The 16,309-nt window shown below is 62.8% G+C and carries 16 protein-coding genes; all 16 read right to left on the reverse strand.

The window, feature by feature from the left end:
* Positions 1–782: 782 nt before the first annotated feature.
* From CKW07_RS09490 to CKW07_RS09565, 16 genes are read right to left on the reverse strand one after another with little or no spacing between them, the layout of a single operon-like run.
* Positions 783–2,009, reverse strand: a complete 1,227-nt coding sequence (locus tag CKW07_RS09490) for a beta-ketoacyl-ACP synthase (protein WP_095144651.1) — start codon at positions 2,007–2,009, stop codon at positions 783–785.
* On the reverse strand, positions 2,009–2,737 hold the full coding sequence (locus CKW07_RS09495) for a 3-ketoacyl-ACP reductase FabG2 (protein WP_095144652.1): 729 nt from the start codon (positions 2,735–2,737) through the stop codon (positions 2,009–2,011). Before CKW07_RS09495 ends, CKW07_RS09490 begins: the two co-directional genes overlap by 1 nt.
* Positions 2,730–3,194, reverse strand: a complete 465-nt coding sequence (locus CKW07_RS09500; protein WP_095144653.1) for a hotdog family protein — start codon at positions 3,192–3,194, stop codon at positions 2,730–2,732. Before CKW07_RS09500 ends, CKW07_RS09495 begins: the two co-directional genes overlap by 8 nt.
* Positions 3,191–4,387, reverse strand: coding sequence for a beta-ketoacyl-[acyl-carrier-protein] synthase family protein (locus CKW07_RS09505; protein ID WP_095144654.1), 1,197 nt, complete (start codon positions 4,385–4,387; stop codon positions 3,191–3,193). The genes CKW07_RS09500 and CKW07_RS09505 overlap by 4 nt, the downstream gene beginning before the upstream one ends.
* Entirely contained in the window at positions 4,384–4,866 is a 483-nt protein-coding gene (locus CKW07_RS09510; protein WP_095144655.1) for a hypothetical protein, read from the reverse strand. Before CKW07_RS09510 ends, CKW07_RS09505 begins: the two co-directional genes overlap by 4 nt.
* 40 nt (positions 4,867–4,906) lie before the next feature.
* Positions 4,907–6,154: an NAD(P)/FAD-dependent oxidoreductase gene (locus CKW07_RS09515; protein ID WP_095144656.1), complete on the reverse strand. Its 1,248-nt coding sequence runs from the start codon at positions 6,152–6,154 to the stop codon at positions 4,907–4,909.
* Positions 6,141–7,301, reverse strand: a complete 1,161-nt coding sequence (locus CKW07_RS09520; protein ID WP_095144657.1) for a sodium:proton antiporter — start codon at positions 7,299–7,301, stop codon at positions 6,141–6,143. Before CKW07_RS09520 ends, CKW07_RS09515 begins: the two co-directional genes overlap by 14 nt.
* Complete coding sequence (locus tag CKW07_RS09525) at positions 7,298–9,634, reverse strand: MMPL family transporter (RefSeq protein ID WP_095144658.1); 2,337 nt, start codon at positions 9,632–9,634, stop codon at positions 7,298–7,300. Before CKW07_RS09525 ends, CKW07_RS09520 begins: the two co-directional genes overlap by 4 nt.
* Positions 9,618–10,217 carry an outer membrane lipoprotein carrier protein LolA gene (locus CKW07_RS09530; protein ID WP_095144659.1) on the reverse strand — a complete coding sequence of 200 codons (600 nt, stop codon included), beginning with the start codon at positions 10,215–10,217 and terminating at the stop codon, positions 9,618–9,620. Before CKW07_RS09530 ends, CKW07_RS09525 begins: the two co-directional genes overlap by 17 nt.
* Positions 10,214–10,639, reverse strand: a complete 426-nt coding sequence (locus tag CKW07_RS09535; RefSeq protein WP_095144660.1) for a thioesterase family protein — start codon at positions 10,637–10,639, stop codon at positions 10,214–10,216. The genes CKW07_RS09530 and CKW07_RS09535 overlap by 4 nt, the downstream gene beginning before the upstream one ends.
* Positions 10,632–12,176: a histidine ammonia-lyase gene (gene hutH, locus CKW07_RS09540; protein ID WP_095144661.1), complete on the reverse strand. Its 1,545-nt coding sequence runs from the start codon at positions 12,174–12,176 to the stop codon at positions 10,632–10,634. Before hutH ends, CKW07_RS09535 begins: the two co-directional genes overlap by 8 nt.
* Entirely contained in the window at positions 12,157–13,104 is a 948-nt protein-coding gene (locus CKW07_RS09545; protein ID WP_095144662.1) for a glycosyl transferase, read from the reverse strand. The genes hutH and CKW07_RS09545 overlap by 20 nt, the downstream gene beginning before the upstream one ends.
* The gene (locus tag CKW07_RS09550; RefSeq protein ID WP_095144663.1) at positions 13,101–13,835 is read right to left on the reverse strand and encodes a glycosyltransferase family 2 protein; all 735 of its coding nucleotides are present in this window, start codon (positions 13,833–13,835) and stop codon (positions 13,101–13,103) included. The genes CKW07_RS09545 and CKW07_RS09550 overlap by 4 nt, the downstream gene beginning before the upstream one ends.
* Positions 13,828–15,507 (reverse strand): acyl-CoA synthetase family protein, encoded by a 1,680-nt coding sequence (locus CKW07_RS09555; RefSeq protein WP_095144664.1) that lies wholly within the window; start codon positions 15,505–15,507, stop codon positions 13,828–13,830. Before CKW07_RS09555 ends, CKW07_RS09550 begins: the two co-directional genes overlap by 8 nt.
* Positions 15,504–16,049, reverse strand: a complete 546-nt coding sequence (locus CKW07_RS09560; RefSeq protein WP_095144665.1) for a hypothetical protein — start codon at positions 16,047–16,049, stop codon at positions 15,504–15,506. The genes CKW07_RS09555 and CKW07_RS09560 overlap by 4 nt, the downstream gene beginning before the upstream one ends.
* Complete coding sequence (locus CKW07_RS09565) at positions 16,046–16,300, reverse strand: acyl carrier protein (RefSeq protein ID WP_095144666.1); 255 nt, start codon at positions 16,298–16,300, stop codon at positions 16,046–16,048. Before CKW07_RS09565 ends, CKW07_RS09560 begins: the two co-directional genes overlap by 4 nt.
* Positions 16,301–16,309: the final 9 nt, after the last annotated feature.

Consider the following 16,309-nt stretch of genomic DNA (forward strand, 5'->3'; position numbering starts at 1 on the left):
CTGCGCAGGCTGCCGCTGAACGATGCTCAAGGCTAATTTTATTTCTCGTGAAAATTATTGTTTGAACTGCTGAAAATAAAGCGAGCGCGATGAGTGTGGCTGTTATGAATGATAGCGGAATGGCTATGGAGTCTTGATCATTCGGGTAAAGTCCGATTTTGAAGTTGGTGATGACGGTCTGGACGCTTGCGATTGTAGTGGTTATTAGTGATAGGTAGTATAGGCATGTCAGGCGCCAAATTTTCTTGTTCACAAGATGTTTCCTGGGGCGGTAGCTTTATGAAAAGCTACTGTGACCACTTCAGGTTGTGGTGGAGGCATGACGTAGGTCCCGTCAATGATTATGCCGTCCGTGGACCAATATCCTCCGAAAGTTCCTCTCCATACTCCAGTGATGGATGTTGCAGGTAATTCGCTTTTGTTTTGTGGCATGGCCTTGATCCTTGGCGGAAATATTATCCAAGTTTATTTTTGTTGTTTGTGTGATTTTTTTTTGGGGCGGGAGAGTTAATGATTATGCATTGTTCTACAGGGTGCTCAATAGTGATTTGATATGTCAGGAAGCGTATTGCATTAGTTGCAGAAATTTTCAGGGGCGACCTGATCACTTGTAACCAGATAGCAGAAAGGAAGGCGTAAATGCACTTTCGGGCAGATTTCTGGTCAGCGAATGCGAGTTTGAAAAGCTCTGCGCTCGTGCCTGATCCTTGCGCGGTGCCACACCGGCCAAGTAAATACCGGCATGGCCCTCGTAATGACGTTCACGACAGAGGTACTTCAGGTCACTGCCCGCGCCGGAAAATCAACGAAGTGTTGACCCCACCAAAGGCGAAGTTGTTGTTCATGACGTACTGATTACTCATCTGCCTGAACTCGCCGCGCAGGTAGTCCAGTGCGCCACACTGCGGGTCGACGTTGTCGAGGTTGAGGGTGTGGGCGTACTGGTCACTGTTGAGCATTTCGATGCTGAACCAGGACTCCAGTGCACCGCAGGCGCCCAGGGTGTGGCCGAGGAAGCTCTTTTGCGAGCTGATGGGCATGCGGCTGCCGAACAGGCTGCTGGTGGCCAGGGTTTCGGCGATATCGCCCTGCTCGGTGGCGGTGCCGTGACCATTGACGTAGCCGATATCGGAAGGTTTCAGTCCTGCGTCTTCCAGCGCCAGTTCCATGGCCCGACGCATGGTGGCTTGTTCCGGCCGGGTGGTGTGCTGACCGTCGGCGTTGCTGCCAAAACCGACGAGTTCCGCGTGGATATGGGCGCCACGGGCCAGGGCGTGCTCAAGCTCTTCAAGCACCAGCATGCCGCCGCCTTCGCCGATCACCAGGCCATCACGGGCGCTGTCGTAGGGGCGTGGGCTGGATTGCGGGGTGTCGTTTTTCAAACTGGTGGCGTAGAGCGCGTCGAACACCATGGCTTCGGTCGGACACAGCTCCTCGGCACCGCCAGCGAGCATCAGGGGCAGTCGACCAAACTTGATCGCCTCGTAGGCGTAGCCGATGCCCTGGCTGCCGCTGGTGCAAGCACTGGACGTCGGGATCAAGCGCCCGGTGAGGCCGAAGAAGATGCTGATATTGGCCGCCGTGGTGTGGGGCATCATGCGGACATAGGAGTTGGCGTTCAGGCCTTCGGCCACCGAGTTCAGCAGCATATTGCCGAACGCCTTGATCTCGTCGGTGCTGCCGGTGGATGAGCCGCAGGCAACGCCCATGCGCCCGTCCTTGATCGACTCGTCGCCCAGCAGGCCGGCGTCGGCCAGTGCGCGTTCTGCCGCGCCCACTGCCAGGCGTGAAACCCTGCCCATGCTGCGCAACTGTTTGCGGGTCCAGTGCCCCGGAACCTTGAAATCATCGATGGGTGCGGCCAGGCGCGTGTTGAGCTCGGTAAAGCGATCCCACTCATCCATGCGGCGGACGCCACTGCGGTTGGCCCTGAAGTGACCCGAGATGGTCGCCCAATCGTTGCCCAGGGACGTGATGCCGGCCATGCCGGTGACGACAACACGTTTCATCAACACAGGCCTCCGTTGACGGCCAGCACCTGTCGGGTGATGTACGAGGCTTCCGCCGACATCAGGAAGTTCACCGCGCCGGCAACTTCTTCCGGGGTACCCATGCGTTGTGCGGGGATCATCTTCAACAGGTCTTCCAGTGGCACGTGGTCATCGAGCATCGCGGTGTCGATCAAGCCGGGGGCGACACAGTTAACGGTGATTTTGCGCTTGCCCAGCTCGATCGCCAATGCTTTTGCCGCCCCGATCAGGCCGGCCTTGGAGGCGCTGTAGTTGACCTGTCCGCGATTACCTATCAGCCCGGAAACCGAGGTGATACAGACAATCCGTCCGGCAGCGCGACGCCGGATCATCGGCATCATCACCGGGTGCAGCACATTGTAGAAACCATCGAGGTTGGTGCGCATCACCACATCCCAGTCGTCTTCGCTCAGGGCGGGAAAGGCACCGTCGCGGGTCAGGCCGGCGTTGAGCACCACACCGTAATAAGCACCGTGGGTGTCGACATCGGCTTCAAGGATGGCCTTGCACGCGGCCCGGTCGGAGACGTCGAACTGCAGAATGCGCGCGGTGCGGCCCAGCGCCTGAATCTCGGACTGCACGGCGGCGGCTTCGGTCAGGCCGCTGCGGCAGTGCAGCACGATGTCATGCCCGGCTTGAGCCAGGCGCAGGGCGATAGCGCGGCCAATGCCACGGCTGGAGCCGGTGACCAGTACAGATTCAGTCATCACTCGACTCCTTGGGTTCATGCAGATAGTGAGCCGCCTGTGGCGGCCGGAACACGTTCAGCCGGGCGCTGGCATGGATGCCCGGGCCGTTGATATGGCATTCGAATATGCCCATGCCGTTGTCGTCTTCCAGCGAGCGTGTTCCATGAATGGTCAGCTCGGTGCCCGCCGGGAAGCATTCCACGTTGCATTCGAACTTGCGGGTGCCGAGCAGGAAACCCAGCTCCACGGGATTGCCGCGTTGACGGGCATGGCAACCGGCGTAGGCGGCCACGCTCTGGGCCATCAACTCGATGCCGACCCAGGCTGGCAGGCTGCCGTCCGGGAGGCTGTACAACCCGTCGGGCTTGACTGTGAGCCGGGTTTGAATCTGTTCATCGTCGAACCCCAGTATCTGCTCGATGAGGATCATGTCCCCGCCGTGGGGCACCAGTTCGGCGATCGGCCAGTCAATCATGGGGCGTCTCCGATAATCAGGCTGACATTGTTGCCACCGAAGGCAAACGAGTTGCTCATTAGGTAGCGAGGTGCAATGGACGCCAGGCGATCGGCCGGGGTCACCCATTTCAGTGGCGGCAATGCGGGGTCGGGCTGGCCATCCCAGACGTGGGGGGGTAGGGCGTGCTTGCGGTTGCCCGGGCTCAGGCTCAACCAGCAGAACGCCGCCTCCAGTGCTCCGGCGGCGCCGAGGGTGTGTCCGGTCATCGGTTTGGTCGAGGAGCAGGGTACACCGGCCGGAAACAGGGTCGCCACTGCCAGGCTCTCCATGGCATCGTTGTGTTGGGTGGCGGTGCCATGCAGGTTCAGATAGTCGATTTGCCCGGGTTGCAGGCCGGCGCGGGCCAGGGCTTTGTTCATGGCTTGCAGGGCGCCGCGGCCGCCGGGCTCCGGTGCGGAAATATGGTGTGCATCGGAACTGGCGCCCGCACCGAGCAGGGCAATGGCCGGGCTGTCGTCGGTACGCTTGCTCATCAGAAACAGCGCCGCCGCTTCGCCGATGTTGATGCCATTGCGGTTGACGGAAAACGGATTGCAGCGCTGCCCCGACACCGCTTCCAGTGCCGAGAAACCGTTGAGCGTCAGCTTGCACAAGCTGTCGACGCCACCGCACACCACCGCGTCGCACAACCCCAGGTCCAGCAGGCGCTGGGCACTCATCAACGCGCGGGCGCTGGAGGTGCAGGCGGTGGAGATCACGTAGGCCGGGCCGCTCACTTCAAGCCAGTCGGCGAGGAAGTTGGCCGGGGCCCCGAGCTCTTGCTGTCGATAGTCATAGCTGGCGGGGAACTGATGTTCACGCAGGTACTGGGCCAGACCCTGGCTGGCCTCCTCGATGCCCGACGTGCTGGTGCCCAGAACGATGCCGATTCGGTCAGCGCCATAGGTCTGGATCGCCTGCTCGATGTCATCGCGAATTTGCAGCGCCGCTTCCAGCAGCAACTGGTTGTTGCGGGTGGCATGCAGGCCCAGCGCTGCCGGGATCGCTGCCAGTTCGCCCCTGACCGCGGCCACCGGAAGCGAGCGCTGGGGGACCCAGCCGGCCTCGGCGCGCATGCCTGAGCAGTCACCGGCAAACAGGTTGCCGGCCACTTCGTGTTGCGTGCGGCCCAGGCTGCAAATCAGCCCGAGGGCATTGAGGTAGGCGGTCATGGCGTGGACTCGTGCAGCGGCGTGACGTGATAGGTCGGGCCATTTGGCAGTTTCAATTCAAAGCTCATGGGTTGTGTATAGCGGACTTCCCAGCGCGCAGGCAGGGATCGTTGCATGCCATGCTGCCGGGCGGCGGGGTAGTTGGCGTGCAACTCGCCTGATGGGGTCAGGGCAAACAGCAAGGCGGCAAACAGCTCCCGGGCTTGCGGGTTGGGCGGTAGCAGCCCATCGGCTTGCCATTGTCGGTCAATCAGACGCTGGCGAGCCTGGGGAATTCCCAAGGGGTCCATCATTGACCAGCGAAGACCTGCACCCTCACGCTGGATCACCAGCAGCCAGTCCAGGCGTTGCTGGTGTTCCTCGCGCTCAATGTGCAGTTGCAGGGGCAACTGCAGGGTCGGGCGTGCTTCGGGCAGCGGCGGCTGGCTGGCGCAGGCGCTCAGCAGCAGGGCACAGCACACCAGCAACAGGCGAATCATCAACGCCGGCCTGCCAGCGGTTTACGGACGACCAGGCCATTCATGTGGCGTCCCCTGCACAGATTTTCGAAATCACGTTCAGTCGACGCTTGGCCTCACTGACAAACGGATTGTGCTCATCCCAGGCATAGCCAGCGAGGATCGAGCTGATCATGCGGCGGATATCCGCGGCGCCGCCCTGATAGAAAATCACATCCTGAAAGGTGCCGTTGTACCAGCCCTCGACATAGCAGCGGAAGGTGTCGACCCCGCGCTTGAGCGGCTCGGCAAATTCGCGCTGCCAGTCGACCGCTTCACCTTGCAACTGACGGTGCAGTACGCCAGCGGCCATGCTGGCCGAACGCATGGCGATGGTCACGCCGGAGGAGAACACCGGGTCCAGGAACTCGGCAGCGTTGCCCAGCAAGGCAAAGCCTGGACCGTGCAAGGTCTTGACGTTGGCCGAGTAGCCGCCGATGGTTCTGGCCTCGGTGTCCCACACGGCATTTTCCAGCACGCGGGCCAGGCTCGGTGTCTCAGCGATAAAGCCACGCAGGCAATCGTCCAGGTTGTCGGTGCGACCGTGGAAATGCTCGGCCGCCGCGACCACGCCGACCGAACAGCGGCCATTGCTGAAGGGGATGGTCCAGAACCAGATGTCGCGCTGCGTCGGGTGGGTGGTGATGAGGATCTTCTCGCGCTCGAACGTCGGGCAGTCGATGTGGTCCTCGACGTGGGTGAACACGGCCTGGCGCACCGGAAAATTCGATGCGGCCTCCAGATCCAGCAAACGTGGCAGCACCCGGCCGTAGCCGCTGGCGTCGAGGATGAAGTCGGCTTCGACCTGGTACTGGCTGCCGTCCTCGCGTTGCACGTTCAGATGCGGCTTGGGGCGTTCGATGTCAACATCGACCAAGGTTTCGCCATAGCGGATTTCCACGCCTTGCAGTGCGGCCTGATCGGCCAGCAGCTTGTCGAAATCGGCGCGTTGCACCTGGAAGGTGGTCGGCTTGCCCGGGGTAAAGGTGTCGCCGAAATCGAAGGCACTGTAGCGCTCGCCCCAGGCGAATGCCGCGCCGGTCTTGAGCTGGAATCCGGCGGCGTTGACCGCCTCGAGCATGCCGGCTTCCTCGACGAAATCCAGGCAGTGGGACAGCAGGCTTTCGCCGATGGAGAACCGGGGGAAATGCTGGCGTTCGATCACCAGCACATCGTGCCCCTTGCGCTTGAGCAGCGCTGCAGCAATGGCGCCGGAGGGGCCGGCACCGATGATCACTACCTGACGACGTTCCATTTCAATGATTGGCACGAGGACTCCTGGCCGGGGCGGCGATTTTCAGAGGCGTACGGTGCATGCCGACCAGTGCCGGCAGCAGGGTTGCGATCAGCCCCATCAGCATCAGCGCGAAGTACAGCGCCGGGCTGATGAGTTGTTGTTGCAGCAGCAGATTGAGGAAGACGATCTCGCTCAATCCGCGAATGTTCAGCAGCACACTTTCCCTCCAGCGACTGGCGCCTTCGAAAGAGCGTCCGGCCCAGCCCAGTCCCAGCCAGTTACCCAGCAGTTTACTGGCAATCGGCAACACGAGCAGCGCCGACAGTTGCAGCCAACCGAGGCTGTCCAGGGCGCTGTGCACGTTGATCTGCACGATACCGAACGTGAGGATCAGCGGGATGGCGATCCAGGTTTGCACGCGGCTCATCCACACCGTCGGCAATGGCAGTATCAGCGGTACCTTGAGCGCGGCCATGCACAGCAGGTAGCCGATACCAACAATCAGCGCATTGAGCTTGTAATGCTCGGCCACCACCAGCAGCAAGAAGAAGCCTGCGCTGTGCAGCAACGGTTGGCGCAGGTGCAGCAGCCGTAGCACCAGCGGCAGGCAGGCGCCGGCCAGTGGCAGCAACAGGCTGCTCAGGTGCAGGCTGCCCTGGGCGACGGCGAACAGTGTCCAGCAGGTGAGGTCGATGAGGATGGCGGTCTGTACCAGGCGCCGGGCCGCATCCAGTGGGTAGTTGATGTGGCGCAGGTACAGGTAGAGCACCGGGATCGCAGTGATGGCGAACAACAGGCCGACGGCCAGTGAACTGATCCAGGGTTGCGCCGGCAGCAGCCAGACAGCCGTGGCCAGACCGCAAGCGAAGGGGATGCAGAAACTGGGCAGGGCGATCTTCAGGCTCTGGCGATCCAGCCGCAGGTCGATCACGTCGCTGAGGATATGCCCCAGCAGCAAGGCGAAACCCAGGCTGTAGAGATTTTTCAGCCAGGTCGGGGCGATCAGGTCGGCGCCGTTGAGCTGCCAGTCAGGTTCGATCCAGCCGTACATTAAAAGTGGCAGGCCGAAGGTTGCCAGCAGCAACTGGCTGACGATCGGAATCAGGCCGAAGTGACGACCGACACGGGTGGCGATGGCGAACAGCGCCAGGGCCAGCAGCCAGAACAGCGCGACCATCATACGACCGACTCCGTGACCGGGGCGGCATGGGCCTGTCGGGCCCAGGGCGCGAGCATGAAGCTGAATACCAGGCCGAGGCTCACGGACAGGCCGAAGTTGCTCACGGCCGGGGTGCTGGACACGGCCAATAGCCCGAACGACAGCCAGGTGGTGGCGGCCGCCAGCAAGGTGCCCAGCAGGCTCACTGCCGCACCACCGACCTGCTCGCGCATCAGGATGGCGTAATCGACGCTGATCGCCGTGACCAGTAGCAAACCGAACAGGCTGAACAGGGTCAAGGGTTGTCCCAGCCAGCCGAGGCTGGCCAGGCTGCACAGGGCCGCCAGCAATGGCAGGGCGACGATCCGCAGCGCGCCACCGAAGCCAAATGGCGCCATCAGCACCAGCACGATCAGCACACAGGAGGCGAGCTTCAGTTCGGCGGCGCTGATCTGGGTCTCGGCGAAAACCGTGTTCAGTTCACCGAGGCGATCCACCAGCACCACACCCGGCAAGTCCTGGGCCTGGACTCTCAACAAGGCGGGATCGTTCAGGCCCTGCAGACTGGTGATCGCCGCCACGCCCTCGTCCGTCGGGCCCAGCCACAGGGCGCGATAAGGCTCCGCCAGCGGGCCACGCAGCGCGGCATCGATGTCTTCGACGGGCAGCGCCTGCAAGGCGGCCAGTTCGGCTTGCAGCGCCTCGGTCGGGATCCCCAGTTCAAGCAGTGGCTGCCAGAACTGCGGCAGTTTGTTCAGTGCCGTGCGCACCTGTTGCTGTTCGCTCGCCGAACCGCTCAGTTGATCGAGTGCCAGATAGCCATCGAGTTTGTCCAGGTTGACCAATTGCTCCAGGCGGTCGCTCAGGGCGCTTTGCCGTTCGAGTAGTTGCTCCTGGTTGGCCGCGCGCACCAGGAAGAACTGGCTGGTGGGTTGATGACCGGTGATGCGGGCAATGGTCTGGGCTTCATCGGTCAGTTGCTGGGGCGCACTGACCCATTGACGAATATCGTTGCGGGTTTGGAGTTGCAACAGGCCGCCGATGCAAAAGGCGATCAGTAGCCCGAGCAAGACGGGCGTACGCAAACGCTGGAGCAACGCTTCACGCAGATTCAGCAGTGCCTCGCAGACCCGCAGCGGCCAATGGGCCGGACGCAGGTCGACGCCCTTGAGCAGCGCTGGCAGCAGACACACCGCCGACAGGTAGGCGCCGAGCAGTCCGGCGGCGGAGAACACGGCAATCTGGGTCAGGGCCGGGAAGGGGGTCCAGGCCAGGGCCAGGTAGCCGATGCAACTGGTGATCAGGCTCAGGGTCAGCCCCGGCAGGGTCAGGCGCAAGGCCGGCCAACTGTGCCACGGTTTCAGGCGCCAGCTCTTGGACAGGTAGTGCAGCGGGTAGTCCACGGCCACGCCGATCAGGCTTGAGCCGAGCACCAGGGTCATCACATGCATGTGGCCGAACAGGGCCACGCAGGCCACCGCGCCAAACAACATGCCCACCAGCACCGGAACGAACGCCAGCAACACCCGCCAGCGGCGGAACGCCAGCAACAGCAGCAAGAATATGCCCAGGGTGGCGCCACCCCCGACCCAGGTCATCTCCTGGGTGGCTTGTTGCTGGCCAGCCGCCGCATACAGCAACCCACTGGCCGCGAGCAGCTGCACGTCAGCCCTGGCCGCTGTTTCGCGGCTGTGTACGAGCAGATCGGCCACTTGCAGTGGCAGGTTCATGTCGAAGGCGTTGCCGGTGGTGCGCGCCCGCAGCAATACCCAGCTCCTGCCGTCGGCATCGGCGATCAATGCCCCGCTGCCGATGTCCAGTTGCACCGCGCCCTGTTGCGGCTGGCTGTTCTGGATACGTCCGGTCAGGCCCAGCCAGTCCTCCTGGCTGGGCACCAGGCTGAAGCCGCCGAAGGGATCGAACAGTGCCTGGACCCGCTGCTGGATGAATGCGTCGGGATGCTCGATCAGCAACTGCCGGTCAGCCGTCGATAGCATCGCCAGGCGACCTTGCAGCAACTGCGCACGCAGGGCCGGCAGGTCCGCTTGCAGGGTCCACTGGACCTTTTCGAACAAGCCGCTGGACTGCCACTGATCGCCGAGCTTCTGGGCCATGGCGATGGCCTGCGTGCGGTCTTTGTGGCCGACCAGCACCAGTATTTCCCGGTTCAACGGTTCTTGCATACGCTGTTCGGCACGCTGTTCCAGGGCATCTGGCGTGGTACCGGGCACCAGTTCCATCAGGTTGGCCGACAAAGGGGCGCCGTCACGCCATTGCCAGCCCCCGAGTGCGAGCACTGCCAGCAGCAGGATCAGGAACAGCCAGGGGAGCCTGCGTTCACTTGGCAAAGTCATGGTGTTCCGCATCGCTCAAGGGTTGATGGCCGGTACTGTCCTGCATGCGCAGCACGGTGCTGTCGCCTTGGGTCTCCAGCAGCTCGATGCGCTGTACCAGTTCGCCGCCGTCGATAGTGATCTGATTGAACACTTGCTTGAGCAACATCGAACGCGGAATCAGGGTCAGTTTCCAGTGCTGTGGATCACCGGTCAGTGACAGCTCGAAATCTCGCTGCAAGCCACTGCTGTCACCTTGCAGCACGGCGAGGAACAAACGGTTCTGCTCGGCCCCGGCACTTTTGCCCGGTAGCCTTTGCCAACCGCTGCCGTCACGCCGGGCAATCCCCTGGGTATCGATGCGGTAGTCCTGCTGCAGTGGTGTCTTGAGCAGCCACAGCAGTCCATGGTCCCTGGCCAGTACGAAGGTACCGGTGCTGGTCAGCGGCTGCGGCAGGGCGCGCAGGTGTTTTTCCTGAATGAAGCGGCCGTGGATCACTTCGGGCTTGGCCAGCTGATCGCTCAACTGTTGCAGGTCGAAGGCCTGCGCCAACGAGGAAAAGCCGAGCAACACCAACAGGCTCAGATGGGTGATGAGCTTCATGGCAGCATCCTTTCAACCGCGTCGATCAGCACCTTCGGCGAGGCCAGTTGCATTTCGCGGCTGGCGATATGCACCGCGACCTGCACGGAGCTGGCGCGGGTCAGGCGTTCACCGCTGGCCAGGTCGCTGATCAGGTAGTTTATCTTCAGCCGGTTCTCCCACTCCACCAGGCTGGCGCGCACATTGAGCGTCTGGCCGAACACGGCGCCGCGTACATAGCGCAGTTGCAGGTCGATCACCGGCCAGGCGTACCCGGAGGAATGCATGGCGTTGTAGTTGTGGCCGAGCCTGTCGAGCAGGGCGCAGCGGGCCATTTCCAGGTACTTGACGTAGTGGCCGTGCCAGACCACGTGCATGCTGTCGACGTCGAAGAACGGCACGAGGATTTGCGTGTCGGCGTGAAGCACTCCTTTGCTACGCATGCAGCCTCCAGTGTTGTGCGGCGATACGTTGCAGGCACAGGCGCAATTCGCCTTCCAGGGCGCGGTCTTCAATGACCGGCGGGAAGTCTTTGGCCAGCGCTTCGTGCATGGCGGCCAGTGCCGGCGGCAACGGGCGGGCACCGGGTGCCTGGGCGCGCAGCCACACCCCCTGGTTGGCCGCGAGCAAGGTGGCGGCGGCAACTTGTTCGGTCAGTTCCAGTACACGGATCGCGTCGCGGGCGGCGATGGTGCCCATGCTCACTTTGTCCTGGTTGTGGCATTCGGTGGAGCGCGAAAACACGCTGGCTGGCATCGTATTTTTCAGTGCCTCGGCGGTCCAGGCACTGGCGCCGATTTGCACCGCCTTGAAGCCATGGTTGAGCATCGCCCGCTCGGCGCTGGCGCCCGACAGGTTGCTCGGCAGGCCGTGGTTGTAGCGTTCGTCCACCAGCAGTGCGAGCTGACGGTCGAGCAAGTCGGCGACGTTGGCCACGAGGTTTTTCAGGCTGTCCATGGCAAAGGCAATGTGCCCACCGTAGAAGTGCCCGCCGTGCAGCACGCGCTCGGCTTCGGCGTCGATGATCGGGTTGTCGTTGGCGCTGTTGAGCTCGATTTCGATGAACGAACGCAACCAGTTCAGGCTGTCCGCCAGCACGCCAAGCACATGGGGGGCGCAGCGTAACGAGTAGCGATCCTGCAGGCGGTGCAGTGGTGCGGTTGGCGCATCGATCGCCAGGTCCTTGCGCAGCCATGCGGCGACCTGCATCTGCCCCGGGTGCGGCTTGGCGGCGAACAGGCGCTCGTCGAAGTGTTCCGGATTGCCTTGCAGGGCGACCACATTCAGCGCCGTGATGCGGGTGGCCAGTTGCAGCAGGTAGTCGGCGCGGGCGTAGGCCAGGCAGGCGAGGCCGGTCATGACCGCGGTACCGTTCATCAGCGCCAGGGCTTCCTTGGGACGCAGCACCAGTGGCTCCCAGCCGAGCTCGCGATGCACGTCCGCGGATGGGCGGCGCTCACCGTTGAACAGCACGTCGCGTTCGCCGGACAAGGTCGCGGCCACATAGGACAACGGCGTCAGGTCACCGCTGGCGCCCACGGAGCCCTCTTGCGGGATCAGCGGCAGAATGTCGTGTTCCAGGAACGCTTGCAGGCGCTCCAGCAGTTCCACGCGCACCCCCGATACGCCGTGGCACAGCGACTGCAAGCGCGCCGCGAGCACGGCGCGGGTAGCCTGGGCGTCGAGCAACTGGCCCAGGCCGCAGCCGTGGAAGGTGTACAGATGACGGGGCAGGGCTTCGACGTGGTGCAACGGCACCGCGACCACGCACGAGTCGCCGTAACCGGTGGTCACGCCGTAGATGACGCCTTCCTTGTCCAGCAACGAGTCGAGGAACCGCGGTCCCTTGGCGATGCGCTCGCGAAAATCGCTGTCGCCTTGCAATCGCGCGGGTGCCTGGCGGTTGGCCACGGCCAGCACGTCTTCGATGCGCAAAGGAAGTTCGCCGAAGGTTACCGGCTCAAGCATGGGCGTCGTCATCGGTTATCCAGAAAGGGTAGAAGTTGAACCATTGTTGGGGCGCTTCGAGGCAATAGTGACCCAGCCGCTCCGCATAGCGGGAGGTCCACTGATGAATGACCTGTTCGCGCTCGCCGCGTTTCCAGGCCACGGCTTCGGCGAACGGTTCGAGCGTCAGTCGATAGCCGCCCGAGGGTTTCTTCAGGCACAGCAGCAGATTGACCGGACATTTCAGCAGCCCGGCCAGCAGCCACGGGCCTTGCGGGAATGCCGCCGGATGGCCGAGGAAGTCCACCGTCACGCGGCGTCCGCCATGCAGTGGCACGCGATCGCCGGCAATTGCCAGCCATTCGCCACGTTCCAGGCGCTCATGGAGCTGCAACATGATCAATGGGTCCAGCTCGCTGACTTGTATCAGCCGCAGGTTGGTGGCCCCGGCTTCGCCCAGCAGGCGGTTGAACTGTTCGGCGTGCTTGGTGTGCACCAGTACGTTCATGGTGACTCTTTCGCCGATCTCCGCCAGGGCCCGGCAGACTTCGAGATTGCCCAGGTGTGCGCCGACCATCATCTGCCCTCGGCTGCCGCGCAATTGATTGCGCAGCAGTGCCGGGTCGATGATTTCGATCTGTTCCAGGCCCAGCTTGCCATTCCAGACATCGAGTTTGTCGAGCATGGAGTCGGCGAAGGCCATGAACTGACCGAACACTCGCCAATGGCTGGGACGCAAATCGCGGCGACCGCTCCAATCAGCGAGCCGCTGTTGGTAGTGCCAGGCGCTCTGGCGAGCATTGCGGCCGAACAGGAAGAAGTACAGCACAATGCCGTACAGCAGCGGGCTCAACAGGCGTCGCCCCAGCACTTTGGCGGCGGTTGCGGTGAACTTCATCAGCCAGAAGCTGCCGCGTTCCTCGCGGTCGGCCCAGTGTTTGCGATCTGTGTTGCCGCTCATGCTCGCCACCGCCGCCAGAGGATCACCGGCCAATGCAGCAACATACCGATGCACAGCCGGGTGTGCATGCTGGTAATCAACAGGTTGTCGTGGACCATCCGGAAGTGCGAAACGCCGTCCAGCGGGTAGTGCACCCGGGTTTGCAGCCATTGCATGGGTTGATTGCGCCAGGCCAGACGTACCAGGATGTCGGAATCGAAGTCCATGCGCTTGCCGACCCTTGCCGAGTCGATCACCGCCAGGGTCGACGGCAGCGGATAGACGCGAAAACCGCACATGGAGTCGCGGATCTGCAACGACAGCGTGTTGATCCAGACCATCACGTGAGTCAGGTAGCGAGCGTACAGGCGCCCCTTCGGTACGCTGGCGTCGTACAGCGGATAACCGCAAACCAGCGCCTCGGGATGGGCACGCGAGTGTTCGATGAACCGGTCGATATCCTGCAGGTCGTGCTGGCCATCGGCGTCAACCTGCAACGCGTGGCTGAACCCCAGGCGGGAAGCCTCGCGCAGGCCGGTCATGACGGCGCCGCCCTTGCCCTGATTGACCGGGAGCCTGAGCAGGAACACCTTGTCGTGTTGTGCCAGCTGATCCAGCACGGCCGCACACGCCGGGTTGCTGGCGTCATCCACCAATATGCACGGCACATGACAGGCGAGCAGCGCATCAACCACAGTGCCGATGGCGGTTTCGTGGTTGTAGACCGGGATGACGGCGCAGGGGTTATGCATCTGCAGCCTCGAGCACGATCCGCCCGCTGGAACAGGTGGCGGTTTCATTACGATAGGTGAAGTACAGTTTGCTGCGCGTCGGGTCGAAGCGCAGGTGCAACTGGACTTCATCGCCTGGACGCAACAGTTGCTGGAACTTCAGCACTTCCATGCCGGCAAACTTCTCCGGTAGGTCCATCAATTGCCGGCCCAGGCTCAGCGCCCAGTCCACCTGCACCACGCCAGGCAGTACCGGTGCTTGCGGGAAGTGGCCGCTGAAGTAGGCAAGATCGGGCGGAACCGACAATTGCAGGCTCCATTGCCCATCGGCTTCAACCTGCTCCAGTACTTCAGGGGTCTTTGGACGCGGGGCCAGCAACAGGGCATCGATGTCCGCCTGGGGCAGTTTGCCCTGGGGGTTCAACGGCAGTTGCCGGAGCAGGCGCCAGCGTCGTGGCAGGGCCAGGGCTTCGCAATGCTGGCTGAGGTGTTGGCGCAGCGTCTGGGTCAGGCTGCGGCGTCCCTGGTTGCGCAAGGCGTACAGGCCCGATTCGCTCAGCACCAGCGCGGCTCCCAGGGAGGCGCGGTTCTCCTGAACCACCCCCAGGCGTGCTTCGGCGACCCATGGGTGGTCCATCAGGGCCCGTTCGAGCATGGGCAACGAGATGCGCTTCTCTTCCAGTTTGACGATCCGGTCCAGCCGTCCCAGCAACTCGAAACGGCCGTCAGCGGCGAGGCGTGCCGCGTCGGCCGTGTGTTCGATATGGCCAGGGGGCAAGTACGGCGAGGCAATGAGCAACGCCCCGTCGCTATCCAGGCTCAGCTCGACGGCCGCAAAGGGCTGCCAGAGCTCACGGCCCTGGCGCCAGGCAATGCCACCGGTCTCGGAGCTACCAAGGATTTCCGTCGGCCATTGTTGTAAACGTTCGTGCAGGCGTTGCGCGGCTTCGCCAGGCAGCGCACCACCTGAGGAAAATACCTGGCGCACGGCGCTCAAGGCCGGCCAGTCGAGATTGTCGCCCATGCGCTTGAGCAGCGCCGGGCTGGCGACCCAGGCAAACGCCGGGTATTCGCGGCTGGCGCGCTGCAGGTCTTCCGGGAAAGCCACTTGCTTGCGCACGAAGGGGCGCCCCGCGCACAGCGGCCACAGTACCCGGAACAACAAGCCGTAGATGTGTTGAGTGGCGACGCTGCCAATGACGCAGGCCGTGCCTAGCCCGGCACCCCACAGGTGCTCCAGGGCCTGGACTTCATTGGCCAACTGCCTCAGGGTTTTGTCGATGCGTTTGGGTTCGCCACTGGAGCCCGAGGTGCACAGGCTCAGCTGGCATAGGTCCAGATCCAGTACCGCCGCCGCCAGTGGTGCATGCCGGTAATCGCGGATGTGTGTGTCGCCGGCTTGATCGGTCAGCCACAGATCGACGTCGCCTGCCCAGCGCTGACGAGTTGGCGCGTGCAGGTCAGCGGGCAGCAGCACGCTGACTCCGGCACGCCAGGCGCCGAGCAATGCAATCGCCAGGTCGGCGGCGTCTTCAAGGTGTACGGCGATGTGTTGTACGCCTTGGGCTTGCAGCCCGGCCGCCAGACTCAGGGCCTGTTCGCACAATTGCCCATGGTTCAGCGTCGGGTCGGCCGTCACGGCGCGTTCCGCTTGCGCCTTGAGCAACAGGTGCTCAAGTTTTATCCAGTTCATGGGTGGCCTCGTACCCGTTGTCGTATGAGCCACTCAATGGCAAACATCAGACCAATCAATCCATAAGAGATCAGGCCGGTGTACAGCATCCACCAACTCAGTGGCGCCCAAAGGGTCAGGGCCGCTGCGCACAAGCCGTTACAGAAAAAGAACACGCACCACGCCAGCGTGACGCGTCGGGTATAGCGAATCGCTTTCGGTGGCAACTGGGGTTCCCGCAGGCGGGCCAGGCGTTCCACCATCGGCGGGCCGTACTTCAGGCTCAGGCCGAACAGCAGCAACATCAGCAAACTGATTAGCACGGGATACCAGCGCAGCAACCCCGGGCTGTCGAACAGCGCTAGCAGCAGGCAAAACACAATGGCCGCGCTCGCCATCCACAGGCTCCCGGGGCGGCGTTTGCCGGTCAGTGCCCTGGCCAGCCACAGGCTGCCCAGCAGCAGGCCGAACTGCCACGGGGCAAAGTGCTCCATGCCGTAATACACCGCAAAGGGGTACAACAAGCCCGCCAGCAGAAGACCGAGGCCGATCAGTCGGCTCATGCGGCCGGTTGAACCAGGCGATAGACCGCTTCAACCACATCGCCGACAGTGCGTACCGATTTGAACTCTTCGGCCGCGATCTTCTTGCCGGTCTTGCACTTGATATGGTCGATCAGGTCGACGGCATCGATGCTGTCGATCTCCAGGTCCTGATACAGGTTGGACTCAAGACTCACGCGTGCGGGATCCAGTTCGAAGAGTTCGACCAAGGCATCGCGCAGGGTGTTGAAAATATCGTCACGAGTTTGCATGGTCCGGTC

This window comes from Pseudomonas sp. Irchel s3b6, from assembly GCF_900187415.1.
Taxonomy (GTDB): domain Bacteria; phylum Pseudomonadota; class Gammaproteobacteria; order Pseudomonadales; family Pseudomonadaceae; genus Aquipseudomonas.